Raw genomic sequence first — 18,129 nt, forward strand, 5'->3', positions numbered from 1 at the left:
CGGCCTCAACAATACCGTGAACTAGTGAATTCACCCACCCAAGGCAGGGGAGCCGCCTACTGGACCATGCCCTTGCGCACGGCAAAGCGAACGATCTCGGCGGTGTTGTGCAAGTCGAGCTTGTCCATGATGTGCTTGCGATGGCTCTCTACCGTGCTGACCGCCACGCTCAAGACCTGCGCGACCTCCTTGTTGCTTTTGCCCTCGGCAACCAACTGCAGCACCTCCCGCTCGCGGTCGGAAAGCCCGCCCATCTCTTCATCAGCCGGCGGCGCACCGTCCTGCAGATATCCGTTGAGCAATATCTTCGACACCGCAGGACTGAAGTACGATCCGCCGGCGTCGAGCGCCGTCACCGCCTTGAGCAGATCGTTGTCATCCGCGTCCTTGAGCAGGTACCCCTGGGCGCCCGCGCGTAGACTCTGGCGAATGTAGGCGTCGTCGGCGTGCATCGACAGGATCAGCACTTTGGTAGCCGGTGCGGCTTTGGCAAGCTGGCGGGTGACCTCTATTCCATTCAGTTCCGGCAAGCTGATGTCGATGACCGCCACCCCTGGCTTGAGCCGCTGCACCGCGTCGAGCGCCGCGCGGCCATCGCCAACCTCGCCGACGATCTCGACCGCCGGATCCAACTCGAGGATGCGCCGCAGCCCCTGGCGCACCACCGTATGATCCTCAACCAACAAGACGCGAATCTTCGCCATACTCTTCGTCACTGTCCTCAATGGCCGCTGTGAGCGGAATCGTCAATGCCACGCGAGTGCCCGCCCCTCGCTGCGATTCGACGGTAAACTCTCCGCGATAGGTCGCCACACGCTCGCGCATCCCAATCACGCCCATGCCGTGATCGACCGGCGGGCGGGCGAGAAATGCAGTGGCATCGAAGCCGACCCCGTCATCGTGGATCTCCAGGCGCGCGACCGCAGGATCCACCGTGAACCGCACAGTAACGTGCTGCGCGTTGGCATGACGCGCCACGTTGGTGAGTGCCTCCTGCAGGACGCGGTAGAGCGCTACTTCGATCGTCCGCGGTAAGCGGGTTTCCGCCGGCGGAGCTTCCAACGCGATGGCGACCTGCGTGCGCTGGCTGAAGCGCGCGATATAGGACTGCACCGCAGGTACTAACCCGAGGTCGTCGAGCACCGCCGGGCGCAACAGCTGCGACAGATTGCGTACGCTCTGGAGCACGGTGCCGATCTGCTCGCGCGCTTCGTGGACGCGGCTGCGGACCGGACTGTCCGGACCCAGTTCCCGTTCGATCAAACCGAGATCCATACGTACTGCCGTGAGGGCTTGGCCGAGGTCGTCGTGCAGCTCGCGCGCCAACCGGCGCAACGTCCGCTCGCTCACCTGCATCACGGTCTGCGACAGTCGACGGAGATGATCTTGATCGACCAGCGACGCTTGGTACAGGGAATTCTTCTCCTCGACCGTGACCGCCAGCCGCGTCTCTCGTTCTTGTAAGATCCGAAAGAACCGCAGGCCCCCGAGTAGGAGGATGGCAAAAATCAGCCCTTCGAAGGCGAGCGTCAAGCGTTGGCGCGCTAGCATCGGCACTTGATCGAGCGCGCCTGTCGGCGCGTAGCCCGCCTGTTCGATTGCGATCAGACTCAGCGCGATCACGGTCGTCGCGGCTAGGCATTGGATGCCAATGTCCGCACCGAAGATCAGGCCGTAGCTCGTGACCTTGAGGACGAAGGTCGGAACCAGCGGGCTGTACACGCCCCCGGACCAGTACGCGGCCGCCGCCATCGGCAACAGATTCGCCGCGATGTCAAACCACATCCAATTCGGTGTCAGCGCCTCGCGGCGCTGCTGCCGGAACGAGAGGACGTTGGCCACAGCGTAGGCGGCGAAGGTGAAGTGAACCGCCCAGGCGGCGACGGTCACCCCGCTGTACAGGTGCAACAGAATCGCCCAGCACCCAGCGCCTTCGAGGGCACGCACCAGCAGCACGACTCCCGCCGCGGCGCGAACGCGGCGATGCTGAACTTGCCCGCGCAGCACAATCTGCGTCAGATGTGACCACATGCACCGACTCCCCCGACACCCCGGCGGCGCGCGCCTTATAGACCGAAAGGCGAGTGATTGGAAAGACTCGCGCGCTCAGACGCCGCCGAGGAAGCGGCGTCGCGCTGCCTCACTGATTCCGAGGAGCTGGCCCACACGCGCCGCGACGATCAGGCCGTAGAGATTGCTGTCGCCGACGATCTCGCGCTGCACCGGCCAGTCAGTCCCGTCCAAGTGCAACGCCGATCGACCGCCGTGCACAACCAGTTGCCCGCGATCAAAGTGGTACGCCTTGGGCAACTCGGCGGCGAGCGCGGCCAGCGACGGATCATCACCGCAGAGCAGCAACGTGCCAGCGCGACGGGTCACGTCGTCGCACAACACCGCGATCTCCGCGCGCAACAGGGCCAAGGCCTGATGATCCTCGCTGAAGCTCGGGCTCACACTGGCGATCACCGCGATGTCCGGCCGCACGACGCGGAGATGCGCCGCCATCTCATCGGCATGGCGCACGCCGAACTCGACCACCAGCACGTCAATCGGCTTGCGGCTACATATCGCGGTCCACACCGCGCGGCCGAATCCGCGCGTCAATGACGGCAAGCTCCGCGTGTCCATGGTGGTATCGAGAATCGCCAGCGGCAGTCCAACCTCCGTGTTGTACGAAAGCGGGTTGGCGCGCACATGCCGCTCGCCACTGAGGGCTTCGACCAGCAGGCGTTTGATCACCGTCTTGCCGCGACTGCCGGCCAGCGCGACAACCCGCGGCCGGCGCCGCGTCAGATACAAGCGCGCCAGCAGGCGCACCACCCCGACCCCGACACGGCGCCAAAGGGGACGACGTCGTCCCGCGGCAGGCAGCGGCGCCGCTGCGATCCGTGGCCCAGCGGCTGGCAGCCTTCGCGGGCCTTGGAAATACTCAGCGAGCCGTTCGAAGGCCACGTCAATGTCGCGATCGTCGCGCGCATAGCACAGCCGGAGGTGGGCTTCGCCGGTCGGCCCAAACGCCACACCTGGCACCAGCGCGACATGGGCGCGATCCAAGATGTCGGCTGCCAGCCGACGCGAATCGCGCGCCAACGGCACGGTGTCCTTCACCCGCGGAAACACAAAGTATGAGGCGTTCGGTCGCTGGTAGTCGAACACGTCCGCCAACTCATCGAGGTAACCGATGACGCGATCGCGCCGGCGATGAAACTGCGCGCGAAACTCCGCCACATACGGTGCCGCCAACGTCAGCGCCGCGATCGCCGCGTACTGCGACACCACCGGCGCGCAGGTCACGAGCGTGTCGTGGACCTTGAGAATCTCCGACACCCGCTCGCGTGCCGCGTGCAAGAAGCCCACCCGCCACCCGGTCATGCCGTACGACTTCGAGAACGACACCACCCGTACCACCCGCGGCCGCGCACTTGACTCCGCTGCCGGACTAAACGGTAGCGTGTCGCTGTACACGAAATCCTTGTACACCTCGTCGGTCACCACCAGCAGGTTATGGCGCTCGGCGACGTCAAGCATCCGCAACGTCTGCGCCCGCGAGAAGATGGTGCCCGTCGGGTTGTTCGGGTTGCAGAGGAGAATGGCGGCGGTGCGGCGCGTCACCGCCGCCGCGATGGCATCGGGATCGAGATCGAAGTTGGCATCCTCGTTGAGCGCTACGAAGCGGGGCACGCCGCCGGCCAACCGGATGGCCGGGATATAGGACGCGTAGGTCGGCGAGGTCACCAACACTTCATCGCCGGGATTGATTGAGGTCAGCAACGTTGCGGCGATCGCTTCGATTGCACCACAGGTAATGATGATCTCGGTATCCGGATCGTAGCGCATGCCCTCGTGCAGCAGCGTTTCGGCGATCAACTCGCGCAACTCAGGCAGGCCGGGGGTAACCGAGTATTTCGCGCACGCACCCGCGGCGAGTTTCTCGGCGACAAATTGTTTGATTGGCTCCGGCGTGTCGAAGCTCGGAATGCCTTGCGCCAGCGAGACGACGCCGGGAATGCGGCTGGCACGCAACTCCACCGCCTTGATCGGAGACAAGTCGACCTCCGCCATCCGCGCCGCCGCGGCAGGAACGCGCGCGCACCGAAGCTCGGCAATCGCAGCGCCATCAGCGAGTCTCCGCGATCGTCAGGTGATCGACGCGATCGAGTACCTCCGCGCGCCATCGGCCATCGCGCGCGGCAACGACGTGAATCGATCCGAGATCGAGTGCCAGGTGGCTGCGGTCAGGGGTGTCGAGTTGCAGCAACTCGCTGAGGATCGTGCGAATCACGCCCTTGTGCAGCACCATCAGCAGGGCACCGCGCGGTGCGACGTCCAGCAGCGCATGCAGCGTCGCCGCGACGCGGCGGCGAAAAGCCGCCGTCGAATCGCCGGCCGGATACTGGAAGTCGCGACGCGCCGCCAGGTGTGCCCGCCACTCGGCGTGACGCGCCGGGTCATGCGCCCGAATCTCATCGTCAGTGAGGCCCTCCCATTCACCGAAATCCACCTCGTTGAATCCGGGCAGGGCGATCACCGGTTCGCGACAAACCGAGACGATGCGCGCGCCCTCGCGCGCCCGTGACAGGTTGCTCGCATAGACCGCCGCGAACCGCTCGCCAGCCAGCGCTGCCGCGGCGCAGCGCATCTGTGCGCGGCCGAGGTCGCTCAACCCCACGTCGGTCGCACCGTAGTAGCGAATGCTGGATTGGCCGTCCGTCTCTCCATGACGGACGAGCACGAGGCGCATAGTCACACCGCGGGTTCGCCGATCGGCACCTTCGCCTCCGCGGGTCGGTTGCGGATACGCGCGCCGGCGGAGGCGGTCACAAAGATCGCGATCCCCACGACGAGCGCCGCCACCACCCCGGCGAAGTACACAAACACCGCGCTGAGGTCGCCGCCCGGTTTCGTCCAAGGCACCAGCCACATCGCCAGTGAACCCGCGCCGAATGTCAGCCCGCGCTGCAGACTAGACCCCATGACGCGCCAACGCGGCGGCACAAAGCGGGCGAACAGCGTGGTTTCGATCGGCTGCATACCGAAGCTGATCAAGGCGAACGGCATCGCCGTGAGGACCAAGGCGACGCCGGCAGTGCGACTCATCAACAACAACAGCGGGACACTGGCCGCGTGCAGCGCGAGAGACAGCATGCGCAACTCGTAGCGATCCGCCAGCCGGCTGCCGGCGTAGTGACCGACGACTCCGACTGCGTAGACCAGCGCAGTCACAGCTCCGAAGTACAGTAGCGACACTCGCTCGGCAAAATACGCCGGCGCGACCAACGTAAAGCCGCGATAGCTGATACCGGCGAGCATGGCGCAGGCACACAGAATGGCGAACAGCAGACCCCGGTTGGGTAGGTTGTTCAGATCGAGCGCGCGGTCGAACTGAGTGACCCGCGGCGTCCGCGACTCATCGACATGCAGAAAACCCAGTGCGGCTGCCAATCCGCACACCACCAGCCCGGCAACTTGAAACGCGTGCCGGGTTCCGAACTGGTCCAGCAACACGATGGTGAGCAGCGGAGTCAGCGCAATCGCCAGATTGCCGACAAGGCTCTGCACGGCCAACGCTCGTCGCTGCGGCGCTGTGGTGTGCGCGATCAAACACAGCCCGGCGGGATAGCAGCAACTGGCCGACAGCCCGAGGCTTGCCAGGCACACGCTCAAGCCGCGCCCCGGCGCCGCTTCGGCGGCGGCCAACGCGGACACGCCGATTCCCGCCAGGCCGATTAGCAACACGCGGCGTGCGCCAACGCGATTGGCAATCACCGCCGCCGGCAGCGCGCCAAGCCCGAGAAGCAAGTACCCGAGAAAGCTCCAGCGCATTACCTCCGCCACCGGCAAGTGCATCTCCCGGGTCATCTGCACCGCCAGGATCGGAAACATCAGCTCGAAGAAGCGCGCGGTGAAGTGGCCGACTCCGGCTAGTAGTGCCGCGTTGCGCGTGTTGGCCTGTGAAGTGCGCGCCGCCATCGTGTCAACAGTATCGGACAGGTCCGGCACGAACAAGTATGATTTTCCCACGACGCAAAACGTGGAACTTCAGTTGAACTCGCTCGCGACCCCAAACATTTCGCGTGCGGCGGCCGCAGCCGACGCCGCAAACTCCGCCGGGACCAAAACGTACAAGCGCCACAATCCCGCGTAACGCGCCTCCAGCGCGGTGATCTCGGAACCGCCGCCGTCTGCTTCTTGATTGAGCGGCGCCAACCCGCTCGGACGTCGCACCAGCACGGCCGCTTCCTTCATGACCGTGAGCGCGGGACAGTAGATGATCAGCTCGTGCGCTTGGCAGCCGACCGCGCGCGCCAACGCAGCCTCGGCCGCCGCCCGAACCGGTGGCGACTCGTGATACTGGGCGACCAACCGCGCGCGATCGTCCTCACCGACGGTGCGTGCCGAAATGGCATAGCCGCGTTTGTAGAGCGCGCGCCGGCGCAGGCGCTCGATCAGGTTCTGAATACCGGCATCGGGCAGCCGCCCGAGCGCCTCGATCAGCGTCCAGTCGTTGTAGGTGAGCAGCGACGCGTCGGTGATCCCGAGCGGCAGCGCCAGTTCGACCGCCTTCGACACCATCGCTCCGGCCGCCACCTTGCTGTGGTGATAGTAGACACGCTCGGTCAGGAAGTAGCGCAGGCGCAACAGCGCGACGGTTTCGGAGCGCGCGTCGGGCCGCTCCATGCCGTGCTTGGTCATGTTGATTGCGAGCTGGCCCTCGTCGACCGTGAAGTAGCGGAACACGCGATCGTCGTAGTCCTGATTGAGTCCGGCGAAGTACGCATCCCGGCGCAAGTAGTCGAGCAAGTCGGCGTCGATCGTGCTCGCCACGATCTGTTGCGCCCAGCGTGGCACGTCCGGAGTCGATTGCGCGCCGAGCAGCGCCGCAATCGTGGCCTTGATGCCGAGTTGGCTGAGCTGATCGCCGAGCGCGCCGCCGAGCATGTGGGCCAAGCGCGCGCCTTTGTCGTGGCGCGGAAATAGGCGCCGTTCATCCTCCAGCGTGTGGCCGAACGGAACGTGCGTCACGTCGTGCAGCAGCGCCGCGCAACCGATCGCAGTCTCCAACTCGTCGTCGATCGTGGCGCCGTGATCGCGCAATGAAGCGATGATCCCGTGCGCCATCGCGCACGCGCCGAGCGAATGATCGAAGCGCGTGTGCACGCAGCCCGGATACACCAGGCTCGCGGTGCCGAGCTGCTTAATCCCGCGCAGCCGCTGCACGTCCGGCAGATCCAACACGCGGGCTTCGAGCGGCCGCAGGTTGATGTCGCCGTGGATGGGGTCGCGGATGACCATTGGGCGCATCTTAGCCTCGATCGAGTGGAAAGATGAATTGCGTGGGGGGTGATTGACAATTGGTTGGACCATTGGATAAGTAGATCCCTCCATGACGACCACGCGCAGCAAGGTCACCGCCTTTCGACCACCCCAGCGGCGGCGCATTCATCAAGATGTCGCCGAGCAGTTGCGCGATGCGATCCTCGATGGCCGCTTGCGCACGGGGCAGAAGTTGCCGCCCGAGCGCGAGTTGGCGGAAGAGTTTCGTGTCAACCGCACTTCAGTGCGCGAAGCCATCAAGGTGCTCGAAGGCCTCGGCCTCGTCAGCGTGCGCCAGGGCGACGGCGCCACGGTACAGCCGTTGATCGAAGGCTCACTCGATCTGCTGGCGCCGATGATCTTCCACGGCGGGCGCGTCAACCCCGATGTAGTTACCGAAATGGCCGAAGTGCTCATGCCACTGCTGTTCGAGATGGCGCGCCTCGCCATCGAGCGCCGCCGCGCAGCGCAACTCGACGACCTCCGCCGACTGCGCGACCTCATCGCCGACGAGGCGCGACGGCGCGAAGACCGGTTCGCCTCGGCGCGCGATGTGATCGTATTGGTGTCCGACATGACCCGCAACCGCGTGTGGCAAATGCTGGGGCGCCGCCTGCGCGCCCTCCTCGCCTCCGAGCCGATGCGCGAAGCCCGCCAGCGTCTGCGCCGTGATCCCGGTCGCATCGTGCCGATCATCGATGCCTGCCTCGCCGCAATCGACGCCGGGCGGCCGCGCGAAGCCATCGCGGCGCTCCGGCGCATGATCAGTTTCGTCAACGACACGGAGCTGCGCAGCAATGGTCGCCTGCGCATCGCCGCGCGTGTGTAATTGATCGATACCAAAAGGGAGCAACCCATGAGTGACTTCGCCCTCCGCACGAGCACACAAGAGCCTGACCTCGATACGTCGATGAAGGTCATCTACCAGTGGAACTACGAGCCCGAGCTGGAGGAACTGCGCCGGCTCTACGTCAAGGGCGCCGAGGCGCAGTGGGTGGCCGAGCGCGATCTCGATTGGGAGCGGCCGATCGATCAGCAGAAATTCGCCACCACGCCGCTCGGTGCCGCGATCCCGGTCGAGCAGTGTTCGTACTGGAAATCACTGCCGGAGGAAAAGCAGTGGCAAGCCTCGCGCGCGGCCGCCGCCTTCCGGCTCAGCAATTTCTTGCACGGCGAACAGGGCGCACTGATGGTGGCCGCGCAGCTGGTCAATTGCGTGCCCCACACCGACGCCAAGTTTTACGCTGCAACCCAAACGATGGACGAAGCACGGCACGTCGAAGTGTTTGCCAAGTACATCAAGAAGCTCGACGAGGTGCGCCCGATTGCGTCGGCACTGCGCACCATCCTCGACGCCACCCTGGAGACCGACAACTGGATGAAGAAGTTGGTCGGCATGCAAATCGTGGTCGAGGGACTCGCGCTGTACAGCTTCCGCGAGATGCGCAACCTCACCGAAGAGCCGCTGCTCAAGGACTTGCTCACCTACGTGGCGCGGGACGAGGCGCGCCATCACGCCTACGGCGTGCAGTACATCGAGCGCTGCGCGCCACTGCTGAGCGAATCCGAACGCGGGGAGTTGGAAGACTTTGCCCTCGAGTGCGCCCGCAGCCTGATCGATCAGCGCAATCAACAGACGTTCCAAGCCGCGATCTTCGAGATCTGGATGGAGATCGGCATCGATCCGGTCGCGCTGATCACCTCGGTGCGCGAAGAACGCGAGCAACTCACCCAGGGGCTGGGCAGAGGCCGGCGACTCGGCCCAGTGCAGGGGTTCGTGATCCCGACGCTGCGTCGCTGCGGCCTGCTCAGCGAACGCGTTGCCGCGCGCTACCACGAATTCTTGCGCGAGAACCTGACCGGTAGCCTAGTCGGCGAGAACGTCGAAGAATTCCTCAAGCGCATCCCCGAGCTCCCCGAAGATACGGCGGCGTGGGTGCTCGGCGCGCTGCAATAGCCAGCGGACCGCCATCGGCACCGCGTTCACAAGGCACAGACTGCGTCAAAAGCGGCAGGAAGATCTCGCTTCGCGTCGAACCACCGGACCGTCGCATCGCCGCGGAACCAGGTGAGTTGGCGCTTGGCCAACCGGCAGGTCGCGGTCGTCATCGCCGCGAGGGCGGCGTCGAGAGTTGAGTCGCCGGCCACCACCGCGCCGAGTTCGCGATAGCCGATGGTCTGCAGAATCGGCAGATCGCGCCCGTATCCGCGCGCCCACAAGCTGCGGATCTCGTCGAGCAATCCGCGTTCAGCCATCGCCCTACAACGCACCACAAGACGCGTGCGCAGGTAGGCGCGGTCAAGCGAGAGGCCGACCACGGTCATCGGTACCACTTCCGCGCGAAACCCGTGCTCGGCGTGCCACGCGCTCAGCGGTCGGCCAGTGAGTTGATGCACTTCGAGCGCGCGGATCAAGCGCACGCGATCGTGCGGGTGCAGTCGCGCCGCAATCACCACATCGATCTCCGACAACCGGCGATGCAAGCTACCCGGTTCTGCGTCCTCCTCCGCCTCGAGCTGCGTCCGCAAGGCCACATCGCGCGGCGGCCCTGGCGCCAGGCCGTAGTGCAACGTCTTCACGTACAGCCCAGTGCCGCCGACCACCAGCACGCGCCGCCCACGCCGCTGAATGTCGGCGATCGCGGCGAGCGCCCGCTCGCGATAGCGCGCGCAGTCAAATGATTCGTCCGGGTCCACCACGTCGAAAACGTGATGCGCTACCCGCGCACGTTCTGCGGTAGTTGGCTTGGCGGTGCCAATGTCGAGGTAGCGATAGACCTGGCGTGAGTCGGCGTTGACGATCTCGGCGCCGAGTCGCTCCGCCAATTCAAGCGCCAGCGCGCTCTTGCCGACGCCGGTCGGGCCGACGATGGCGACGACGGGGGATTGAGGTTCACACACGCTTGAACAACCGCTCCAGCTCACCGCGCGTCAGGGTCACGTGCGTCGGGCGGCCGTGCGGGCAATTGCCAGAGTAGGGAATGGTGTCCATCGCCACCAGCAGCGCGCGGATCTGGTCGAAGCTGAGAGACTGCCCGACGCGGACGACGCTGTGACAAGCGAGCCGTGCAAGCACCGCTTCGGCGGCGTCGGTTAGGCGGCGCGAACCGCCGATCTCCACGCACTCGTCGATCACGTCGCGGACCAACGACGCCGGGTTGGCGTCGGCGAGCAGCGCGGGCACGGCGCGCACCGCGAAGCTTCCGCCACCGAACGGCTCGAGTTCGAAGCCGAGCGCGTGCAACTCATCGAGCCGGTCACTCAATAGCCCGGCTTCGCGCGGACCGAGATCGACGACTGCGGGCACGAGCAAACGTTGTTGCGGAATGCTGCCGGCGCCGTAGGCGCGCCGCAGGCGCTCGAACGCCACGCGCTCGTGCGCCGCGTGTTGATCGATCAGCACCAGCGTGTCGTCGTGCTGGCACACCAGATAGCCCTCGAACACTTGGCCGAGGATGCGCATGCCGCCGAAGAAGTCGCTGTCATCAGGCGCCGGCGGCGAGTCCGGCGCGATCGGCGGCGACGAAGGTGGTCGCAAGCGAATGATATCGAGGGGTGGGGCGGTCGCCGTACCCGCCGGCGCGCTCATCGCAGTCGCCATCGCGTGCAAGGCAATCGGCAACTGACGCGCGGTCGAGGTTGTTGATGAAGTCGGCGTCGTCAACTCCGCCGGTGGCGGTCCTTGTTGGCGCAGCCGTTCTTGGACCGCGCGCGACAACAGCTCATGGACCGCGCCGCCGCGGCGGAAGCGCACTTCGTGCTTGGCCGGGTGGACGTTTACATCCACTTCGTCGGGGGGCAGCTCCAGATGCACGACCGCGGCGGGGTAGCGACCATGCATCAGCAACGTGCTGTAGCCGGCCACCAACGCGTGACTCACCAACTTGTCGCGCACGTAGCGGCGGTTGACGAAGGTGTAAATCTGTCGCGCGGTTGGAAAACTCAGGTGCGAGCTGGTGAGCCAGCCGTGGACGCTGCCCACGGCCGTGTGCGCACTGAAGGCGAGCATCGCGCCAGCGCGCGGCCGACCGAAGACTTGCGCGATGCGCTCGGCGGGATCGCGGGTGGCCGGCAACTCGACGAGCCCGCGCGTGCCGTGGCGCGCCGTGAAGCCGACCTCGGGAAACGCCAAGGCGATGCGCGTCACCAGCTCGGTGACGTGACCCACCTCAGTGGCCGGCGCCTTCAGAAACTTGCGACGTGCGGGCGTATTGCCGAACAGGTCCGCAACCTCGACGCGAGTGCCCGGCGCGCTGCCGGCTTCGCGCACCGCGAGAACGCTCCCGCCGCGAATCTCCACACAAGTGCCGGCGAGCTCGCGCGCCCGCCGTGTCGTCAAGGTCGTGTTCGACACGGCGGCGATGCTGGCGAGTGCTTCCCCGCGAAACCCGAGCGTACGGATCTGAAACAGATCGTCGGCCGTGCTGACCTTGCTGGTGGCGTGGCGCGAGAACGCCGTCACCGCGTCGGCCGGCGACATCCCCTCGCCATCGTCGACGACCGCGATCAACGCGAGACCAGCATCTTCGATTGTCACGTCGATCTGGCGCGCGCCGGCATCGATAGCGTTCTCGACCAATTCCTTCACCACCGCTGCCGGCCGCTCGATCACTTCGCCAGCGGCGATCTTGTTCGCGACTTCGGGTGACAACACCCGAACCCGTCCAGCTTCCGCTGTGTCGGTGCGTGCGATTGCTTCCATCGCCTTAGCCGTCCCTACCCCGAGTGTCCCCGCCGCTACAACACGTACTCCGGCCGCTTGCGCGCCTCCCAGGCGTCGACTTCGGCGCGCTGCGCTTCGAACCCCTTACGTCCGGCGAGGCCATAGGTGAGTCGTTTGCTGCGCTCGACGCCGGGTTGATCGAGCGGGTTGATGCGGTGCAATCCGCCTGCAAACACGGTGGCGACCTCGAACAGGTAGAAGAGTTGTCCAAGCGTGAACGCATTGAGCTGCGGCAACGTGAGCGTCATCACCGGGCGTTGCTGTTGCACGAGCGCCAGCTCGGTCGCCCGTTGCTCCATGTTGAGCAGCGCCCCCATGCCGTTGCCGCCGAGATAGCCCACGCCCTCGAGATCACTGTAGGCGGTTGGAATACTGATTTCGCGGCCGTGATCGTCGACGCGGATCAGGATCACCACCTTGTCGGGCGGACCTTCCATCAGCAGCTGCAGCAACGAGTGTTGATCGGTGGCGCCGCGCGCCGCCACCGGCGTCTGGCCGCAGCGGATGGGCTGGCCATCGACGGTCTCCGCTTTCCCCAGACTCTCGCCCCACAGCTGCACGAACCAATCGGCGAAGCACGCCAGGCGATCGCTGTACGGCATCAGCACCACCACATTGCGGCCCCGCTTCGTTTCCGCGAGGTAGAGCAACGCGGCGAGCAAGTGTGCCGGGTTCTGCCAAAGCTCGACCGACTGCGTGCGGCTATCCATCCACGCCGCGCCGGCAAGCAACTCGTCGACGCGCACGCCCGCGACTGCGGCGGGGAACAGACCGACCGGCGTGAGCACAGAGAAGCGTCCGCCGACGCCGGCGGGCACGATCAGATCGTGAAAGCCTTCATCGTTGACGATCTGGCGCAAATGACCCGACTCGGCGTCGGTGGTGATGACGACGCGTTGCTTGTAGTCGATCGCGCCAAGTTCGCGCAGCAGGCGTTCGCGGATGACGAGAAACTGCGCCATGGTTTCCGCAGTCTCGCCGCCCTTGCTGACGACGTTGAAAACGGTGCGCCGCAGATCGAGCGAATCGATGAGGCCGCCGACGCTGACGGGATCGATGTTATCGACGACGACGACGCGCGGGCTGGGAGTGCCGACCGCTTCCACCAGGGTACGCGTGCCGAGCGCGGAGCCCCCGATACCGAGCACCACCAGCGTGTCGAGGCCGTCGCGCACTTTGGCCGCGACCGTCTTGATTGCTTGAACCGACTCACGTTGCTGGGGCAAGTCGTAGAAGGGTAATTCACTCGCCGCGCGGCGCGCCTGCAGCACGCGCGCAATCTCGGCGGCACGCGGCGCCAGCGCCTCGACCTCTTCCCGCAGCACGCCGGCGGGTAGTGCGCCCGCCTCCGGCTCGCGGTGGCCGATGGCCTCTGCCATCATGCCGTTCACGTCGAGCCGCACGCTCATCGCTTCGCGCGCCGCTCGGCGGCGATAGTCCGGCATGCGAATTTCCTAACACAAGCGGATCGAAAGGGGAACGTGGAGGCAGTGACGCTAGTTACCCGTTCTGGCTCTGCGCAATCCGTTTCACCAGGGCGGTTGTGGAGTAGCCACGCGCAAACGACAATGAACGCACCATGCCGCCGCGCGCGCGCACCACGTCGGCACCGACGATCTGGTCGGGTGTCCAGTCGCCGCCCTTCACCAGCACGTCGGGTTGCACCATCTTGATCAACGCCAGCGGGGTGTCCTGCGCAAACACGGTCACGGCGTCAACCATCTCCAGCGCCGCGAGCACTTCGGCGCGCGCCGCTTGCGCCACCAATGGACGACCGGGGGCTTTGTCGAGTCGGCGCACGGACGCGTCGCTGTTGAGGCCGACGACGAGCACATCGCCGAGCCGTTTGGCCGCGCGCAAGTAGCGGACGTGACCCGGATGGATCAGATCGAAGCATCCGTTGGTAAAGACCACGCGCTGTCCCGCGCGTCGCCAGGCCATCACGCGGCGCTTGAGCGCGGGCCAAGTGAGAAGCTTGCGCGCCATGAGGGTCGACGGGTTGCTCACAGGAACAGCGCCATGCCAAGCTGCATCGCCAGCCCGGCATCGCCAGCGATCTTCACCTGCCCCTGCATGAATGCAAGCTGCGGGTTGATTTCGCCGCTCTGCATCTGGCGCATGACGGCGGCATCGAGGGTCACCGTCGTTTGCGGCTCGGCCAAAAATGGCCCGCTGCCGAAACGAGTGACGAGCGCCCATTCGCCGCCGTCGGGCAGGCTGGTGATGACGAAGCGGACCGATCCCTTGATCGTCTTGAGGCGATCGATGCGAGTCTTGCCGAAGGCGCGCCCGCTGTTGCTGCCACCGAGGAAGCCGGGGGTCGTCGCCCCTGCAGCAAAGCGCTGCCAGTCGGCCAGCGACTGGACCACGTGCATGACCGGCGGCTCAATGGGCGCGGTATCGACCGCCATCGCACCGTCGGCGATGTTGAGGTACCAGGTGCCGCCGCCGGGGCCGTCGATCTCCCACGCGATGCTGCCGCGCGCTGCGCGGAGGTCGGCGACCTCGCGCTGCAGCGCCTCAAGCCGGGTAGCCGCGTCGCCAACGATTTGCGCGAAGCGGGGCGCCACCTGGTTGCGCAGATACAATTCGATCGCGATCGATTCAGCGTCGGGCATAGCGTTGCGCCACCGAGATCACTGTGCTAGCTGTCTTCGCCTCTCGCGTAAAGGAGTTTCCATGGCACGGACATGTGAAGTGTGCGGTAAGCATCCCTCAACCGGAAATCGGGTCAGCCACGCGAATAACAAGTCGAAGCGCCTGTGGCGTCCCAATTTGCAGCGCGTGCGCGCGAATCTGAAGGGCACAGTTCGTCATATTCTTGCGTGCACCCGTTGCATCCGCTCGGGCAAGGTCCTCAAGGCCGCCTAGCCGCGCGCGGATTCACCACCCACCATCGCACCCATAATCGCCACCGCCTCGATCTCGATCTTCGCGCCGCGCGGGAGGGCCGCAACCCCCACGGTCGCCCGAGCGGGAAACGGCGCCGCAAAGCGCGACGCGTAGCGCTCGTTGACGCGCGTGAAGTCGGCGAGGTCCGTCAGATAGATCGTCGTCCGCACCACGTCGGCAAGAGAACCGCCGGCCGCGCTGAGCACGGCATCTAAGTTCGCCAACGCGCGTTCGGTCTCGGCGTCGACACCGCCGCTGACGAGCTGCCCGGTGGACGGATCGAGCCCGATCTGGCCCGAGCAGAACAACCAGTCACCGACGCGCACCGCTTGCGAGTACGGACCGATGGCTTGCGGGGCTTCCGCCGTTTGCACCGCTGTCTTCATCCGTCCAGCCTCCTGCTCCTATCCTCGCGCACGCGCCACGCGGGTCACGCCGCGCACTTTTCCGAGGGCACGGATGACGCGATTGAGTTGCGTGGCATCGCCGACCATCACTTCGAAAGTGTTGATGGCGTGCTTGTCGGGCACGCTCTTCACTTGCGCCCGGCTGATGTTGACGCCCGCACCGCTGATGGCCTTGCTCATCGCGGCCAGCAACCCGGGCTCGTCGACGCACGTGACCTCGACCGTAACCGGGCGCAACGCCACCTGCGCCGCATCGTCCCACACCACTTCAACCCGCCGCTGCGGATCGCTCTCGAGCACGCGCGGGCAATCGATCGAGTGCACCGTGACCCCACGGCCACGGGTGATGAATCCGAGGATGCGTTCCCCCGGCAACGGATCGCAGCACTTGCCGAAGCGCACCAACATGTCTTCGACGCCGCTGACGCGCACACCACCGGGCGTCTGCCGCCGAACCATGCGGAAGAGCCGGCGCAGCGTCCCTTCCTCCTGGGTCGGCTGGCCCTGGTCGAGCACATCGGCCGGCAGCAGGTGCGCCAGCACCTGATGCGAGGTGAGCTTGCCGTAGCCCACTGCCGCCAGCAGCGTCTCTTCATCGCGCACCGACAACGCCTTCGTCGCCGCGGCGAGTTGGCCGTCCTTGCGCAGCTTGCCCAGGTCGATGTGGTAGCGCCCCAAGTCGCGCTCGAGGATCTCGCGGCCGATGGCAATGCTGCGCGACCGTTGCTGGTACTTGATCCAACTACGGATGCGCGCTTTGGCGCGGCTGGTCTTGACGAAGTTGAGCCAATCCTGACTCGGCGTCTGCGTCGCGGTGCTGACGATCTCGACCGTGTCGCCATTGCGCAAGCGGTACCGCAACGGCACCAAGCGACTGTTGACGCGGGCGCCGGCGCAATGATGGCCGACCTCCGAGTGAATGCGATAGGCGAAGTCGATCACCGAGGCACCCTCGGGAAAATTCAGCAGGTCGCCACGCGGCGTGAACACGAAGACTTCGTCGCTGAACAGATCGTCTTTCACCGAGCGCAGGAAGTCCTGTGGATCGGGCAGGTTCTGCTGCCATTCGAGCAACTGGCGCAACCACGCAAAACGCTGCGCTTCTTCTGAAGGCGTGCCGGGGCCTTTGTATTTCCAATGGGCAGCGATCCCCGCCTCCGCGACCCTGTGCATCTCGTGGGTACGGATCTGCACCTCCATGCGTTCGCCGTACGGGCCGATCACCGTGGTGTGGAGCGACTGGTAGCCGTTCGCTTTAGGCAGGCCGATGTAGTCCTTGAAGCGGCCTGGCACCGGCTTCCAACTCGCGTGGGCCACACCGAGAGCTTCGTAACACTCGCGCACGGTGTCGACGATGATGCGGAACGCGACCAGATCGTAGATTTGATCGTAGAGGAGATTCTGACTCTGCATCTTTTGGTAGATCGAATAGAAGTGCTTGGGGCGACCGGAGATGTCGGCGGCGATGCCGGAATCGTCGAGGCGCTTGCGCAACACGTCGATGACTTCCTTGATGTAACGCTCGCGCGCCGCCTTCTTCTTCGCGACGTTGCGCTTGAGCTGGTAGTACACTTCCGGGCGCAGATAGCGCAGCGCGTTGTCTTCCAACTCGCTCTTGACCCAATAGATCCCGAGCCGGTGCGCCAGCGGCGCGTAGATGTCGAGGGTCTCCTGCGCGATGTCGTGCTGACGGTCAGGCGGCAGATGTTCGAGCGTGCGCAGGTTGTGCGTGCGGTCGGCGAGCTTGATGAGGATGACGCGGATGTCGCGCGCCATCGCCAGGATCATCTTGCGGAAATTCTCCGCCTGCTTTTCCTCGCGGCTACTGAAGCTGATCTGGCTAATCTTGGTGACGCCGTCGACCAGCGCGGCGATCTCGGCACCGAAGGTCTCGTCGATTTCCCCGAGAGTGGTGAGCGTGTCTTCGACCGTGTCGTGCAGCAACGCGGTGGCGATGCTCGGCACGTCGAGGCGCAGGTCGGCGATGATGCTGGCGACCGCAACGGGATGACTCAAGTACGGCTCGCCGGACTCGCGCTTCTGTCCCTTGTGCACCCGCGCGGAGAAATCGTACGCACGACGGATGAGGTCAACGTCGGCCGCGCTGTTGAAACTGCGAACCTTCTCGACCAAGTCGTTGAGCTTCATTTCGCGGCGCTCGCGGCCGGCCCGATCACCGCGCCGAAGCGCGTGCGCGCCGCGGCTAGGATCATCTCGGCGACGGTTTCGGGGCGCTCGTGATCGGTCTCGAGGATGAGATCGTAGATCGAGGTGTCGCCGAGGTCGAAGCCGTAGATGGCTTTGTAGCGGCCGGCGTCGGACTGATTGCGGATCCGGTTATCATGCAAAATCTGGCGCCAATCGCCGTGCTCGCGCTCGGCGACGCGGCGGGCACGGGTTTCGTCGCCGGCAGTGAGCCAGATCGTAAGGGCGTTGCGCACTCCTTCTTGTCGCGCAATGAAAGCGGCGAGCCGCCCTTCGAGTACGACGTTGCCTTGCCGCGCGTACGCCGCCATGCGCTCGTCGAGCGCGCGATCGATGGAGTGATCCTGCTCCGAGAGCCGGTTGAACTCGGCGAGCGAGAGGTGGCGACGGTCGGCCTCGGCGCGGTACAGATCGCCGGCATAGATGTGCGGCAATCCAAGGCGCTGAGCCAACAGCCGCGCCACTGTCGTCTTGCCACTCCCCGGCGTCCCGGAGATCGTAATCAACATGGCGGCATTCTACCGAGCCAGCGGGTGAGCGCAACGGAAGAAGCGACACGACGGCGCCCGGGTCACTTGGCGCTCCTCC

General features: G+C 65.6%; 17 protein-coding genes. 3 read left to right on the forward strand and 14 right to left on the reverse strand.

Annotation, left to right across the window (positions count from 1 at the left end; genetic code table 11):
• Positions 1 to 56: 56 nt before the first annotated feature.
• The 6 genes from HYR72_02425 to HYR72_02450 all read right to left on the reverse strand — a co-directional run bounded on the left by HYR72_02425 (position 57) and on the right by HYR72_02450 (position 7,302).
• Positions 57 to 704 carry a response regulator transcription factor gene (locus tag HYR72_02425; protein MBI1813815.1) on the reverse strand — a complete coding sequence of 216 codons (648 nt, stop codon included), beginning with the start codon at positions 702 to 704 and terminating at the stop codon, positions 57 to 59.
• The gene (locus HYR72_02430) at positions 676 to 2,031 is read right to left on the reverse strand and encodes a sensor histidine kinase (GenBank protein ID MBI1813816.1); all 1,356 of its coding nucleotides are present in this window, start codon (positions 2,029 to 2,031) and stop codon (positions 676 to 678) included. Before HYR72_02430 ends, HYR72_02425 begins: the two co-directional genes overlap by 29 nt.
• 75 nt (positions 2,032 to 2,106) lie before the next feature.
• Positions 2,107 to 4,062 carry an aminotransferase class I/II-fold pyridoxal phosphate-dependent enzyme gene (locus HYR72_02435; GenBank protein ID MBI1813817.1) on the reverse strand — a complete coding sequence of 652 codons (1,956 nt, stop codon included), beginning with the start codon at positions 4,060 to 4,062 and terminating at the stop codon, positions 2,107 to 2,109.
• A 55-nt stretch (positions 4,063 to 4,117) separates the two neighbouring features.
• Positions 4,118 to 4,741: a histidine phosphatase family protein gene (locus HYR72_02440; protein ID MBI1813818.1), complete on the reverse strand. Its 624-nt coding sequence runs from the start codon at positions 4,739 to 4,741 to the stop codon at positions 4,118 to 4,120.
• Positions 4,742 to 4,743: 2 nt separating this feature from the next.
• The gene (locus tag HYR72_02445) at positions 4,744 to 6,021 is read right to left on the reverse strand and encodes an MFS transporter (protein ID MBI1813819.1); all 1,278 of its coding nucleotides are present in this window, start codon (positions 6,019 to 6,021) and stop codon (positions 4,744 to 4,746) included.
• Positions 6,022 to 6,039: 18 nt separating this feature from the next.
• Complete coding sequence (locus HYR72_02450; GenBank protein ID MBI1813820.1) at positions 6,040 to 7,302, reverse strand: HD domain-containing protein; 1,263 nt, start codon at positions 7,300 to 7,302, stop codon at positions 6,040 to 6,042.
• Between the two features lie 82 nt (positions 7,303 to 7,384).
• On the opposite strand from HYR72_02450, the gene HYR72_02455 reads away from it, so the two are divergent.
• Entirely contained in the window at positions 7,385 to 8,143 is a 759-nt protein-coding gene (locus HYR72_02455) for a FadR family transcriptional regulator (protein ID MBI1813821.1), read from the forward strand.
• Positions 8,144 to 8,170: 27 nt separating this feature from the next.
• The gene (locus HYR72_02460) at positions 8,171 to 9,271 is read left to right on the forward strand and encodes a ferritin-like domain-containing protein (GenBank protein ID MBI1813822.1); all 1,101 of its coding nucleotides are present in this window, start codon (positions 8,171 to 8,173) and stop codon (positions 9,269 to 9,271) included.
• Positions 9,272 to 9,297: 26 nt separating this feature from the next.
• Here HYR72_02460 and miaA read toward each other — a convergent pair whose 3' ends face one another.
• From miaA to HYR72_02485, 5 genes are read right to left on the reverse strand one after another with little or no spacing between them, the layout of a single operon-like run.
• On the reverse strand, positions 9,298 to 10,215 hold the full coding sequence (miaA, locus tag HYR72_02465) for a tRNA (adenosine(37)-N6)-dimethylallyltransferase MiaA (GenBank protein MBI1813823.1): 918 nt from the start codon (positions 10,213 to 10,215) through the stop codon (positions 9,298 to 9,300).
• Positions 10,208 to 12,016 carry a DNA mismatch repair endonuclease MutL gene (gene mutL / locus HYR72_02470; protein MBI1813824.1) on the reverse strand — a complete coding sequence of 603 codons (1,809 nt, stop codon included), beginning with the start codon at positions 12,014 to 12,016 and terminating at the stop codon, positions 10,208 to 10,210. Before mutL ends, miaA begins: the two co-directional genes overlap by 8 nt.
• Positions 12,017 to 12,051: 35 nt before the next feature.
• Positions 12,052 to 13,482 carry a glucose-6-phosphate isomerase gene (locus HYR72_02475; GenBank protein ID MBI1813825.1) on the reverse strand — a complete coding sequence of 477 codons (1,431 nt, stop codon included), beginning with the start codon at positions 13,480 to 13,482 and terminating at the stop codon, positions 12,052 to 12,054.
• A 55-nt stretch (positions 13,483 to 13,537) separates the two neighbouring features.
• Positions 13,538 to 14,023: a D-glycero-beta-D-manno-heptose 1-phosphate adenylyltransferase gene (gene rfaE2, locus HYR72_02480; protein ID MBI1813826.1), complete on the reverse strand. Its 486-nt coding sequence runs from the start codon at positions 14,021 to 14,023 to the stop codon at positions 13,538 to 13,540.
• Between the two features lie 17 nt (positions 14,024 to 14,040).
• Complete coding sequence (locus HYR72_02485; GenBank protein ID MBI1813827.1) at positions 14,041 to 14,655, reverse strand: SCP2 sterol-binding domain-containing protein; 615 nt, start codon at positions 14,653 to 14,655, stop codon at positions 14,041 to 14,043.
• Between the two features lie 61 nt (positions 14,656 to 14,716).
• On the opposite strand from HYR72_02485, the gene HYR72_02490 reads away from it, so the two are divergent.
• On the forward strand, positions 14,717 to 14,908 hold the full coding sequence (locus tag HYR72_02490) for a 50S ribosomal protein L28 (GenBank protein MBI1813828.1): 192 nt from the start codon (positions 14,717 to 14,719) through the stop codon (positions 14,906 to 14,908).
• On the opposite strand, the gene HYR72_02495 is transcribed toward HYR72_02490, so the two are convergent.
• Genes HYR72_02495 through HYR72_02505 form a run of 3 tightly spaced genes read right to left on the reverse strand, consistent with a single transcriptional unit; the run spans position 14,905 to position 18,050 of the window.
• Complete coding sequence (locus tag HYR72_02495; GenBank protein MBI1813829.1) at positions 14,905 to 15,315, reverse strand: RidA family protein; 411 nt, start codon at positions 15,313 to 15,315, stop codon at positions 14,905 to 14,907. The two genes, HYR72_02490 and HYR72_02495, sit on opposite strands and share 4 nt — an antisense overlap.
• 18 nt (positions 15,316 to 15,333) lie before the next feature.
• The gene (locus HYR72_02500) at positions 15,334 to 17,484 is read right to left on the reverse strand and encodes a bifunctional (p)ppGpp synthetase/guanosine-3',5'-bis(diphosphate) 3'-pyrophosphohydrolase (protein ID MBI1813830.1); all 2,151 of its coding nucleotides are present in this window, start codon (positions 17,482 to 17,484) and stop codon (positions 15,334 to 15,336) included.
• On the reverse strand, positions 17,481 to 18,050 hold the full coding sequence (locus HYR72_02505; protein MBI1813831.1) for an AAA family ATPase: 570 nt from the start codon (positions 18,048 to 18,050) through the stop codon (positions 17,481 to 17,483). The genes HYR72_02500 and HYR72_02505 overlap by 4 nt, the downstream gene beginning before the upstream one ends.
• Positions 18,051 to 18,129: the final 79 nt, after the last annotated feature.

This window comes from Deltaproteobacteria bacterium, from assembly GCA_016178705.1.
Classification (GTDB): Bacteria; Desulfobacterota; Binatia; order HRBIN30; family JACQVA1; genus JACOST01.

Bases quoted from the DNA above. Each gene is read 5' to 3' on its own strand.
- HYR72_02425 (MBI1813815.1), bottom strand. From the start codon at position 704: ATGGCGAAGATTCGCGTCTTGTTGGTTGAGGATCATACGGTGGTGCGC.
- HYR72_02430 (MBI1813816.1), bottom strand. From the start codon at position 2,031: ATGTGGTCACATCTGACGCAGATTGTGCTGCGCGGGCAAGTTCAGCAT.
- HYR72_02435 (MBI1813817.1), bottom strand. From the start codon at position 4,062: ATGGCGGAGGTCGACTTGTCTCCGATCAAGGCGGTGGAGTTGCGTGCC.
- HYR72_02440 (MBI1813818.1), bottom strand. From the start codon at position 4,741: ATGCGCCTCGTGCTCGTCCGTCATGGAGAGACGGACGGCCAATCCAGC.
- HYR72_02450 (MBI1813820.1), bottom strand. From the start codon at position 7,302: ATGCGCCCAATGGTCATCCGCGACCCCATCCACGGCGACATCAACCTG.
- HYR72_02455 (MBI1813821.1), top strand. From the start codon at position 7,385: ATGACGACCACGCGCAGCAAGGTCACCGCCTTTCGACCACCCCAGCGG.
- HYR72_02460 (MBI1813822.1), top strand. From the start codon at position 8,171: ATGAGTGACTTCGCCCTCCGCACGAGCACACAAGAGCCTGACCTCGAT.
- mutL (MBI1813824.1), bottom strand. From the start codon at position 12,016: ATGGAAGCAATCGCACGCACCGACACAGCGGAAGCTGGACGGGTTCGG.
- HYR72_02475 (MBI1813825.1), bottom strand. From the start codon at position 13,482: ATGCCGGACTATCGCCGCCGAGCGGCGCGCGAAGCGATGAGCGTGCGG.
- rfaE2 (MBI1813826.1), bottom strand. From the start codon at position 14,023: ATGGCGCGCAAGCTTCTCACTTGGCCCGCGCTCAAGCGCCGCGTGATG.
- HYR72_02485 (MBI1813827.1), bottom strand. From the start codon at position 14,655: ATGCCCGACGCTGAATCGATCGCGATCGAATTGTATCTGCGCAACCAG.
- HYR72_02490 (MBI1813828.1), top strand. From the start codon at position 14,717: ATGGCACGGACATGTGAAGTGTGCGGTAAGCATCCCTCAACCGGAAAT.
- HYR72_02495 (MBI1813829.1), bottom strand. From the start codon at position 15,315: ATGAAGACAGCGGTGCAAACGGCGGAAGCCCCGCAAGCCATCGGTCCG.
- HYR72_02500 (MBI1813830.1), bottom strand. From the start codon at position 17,484: ATGAAGCTCAACGACTTGGTCGAGAAGGTTCGCAGTTTCAACAGCGCG.
- HYR72_02505 (MBI1813831.1), bottom strand. From the start codon at position 18,050: ATGTTGATTACGATCTCCGGGACGCCGGGGAGTGGCAAGACGACAGTG.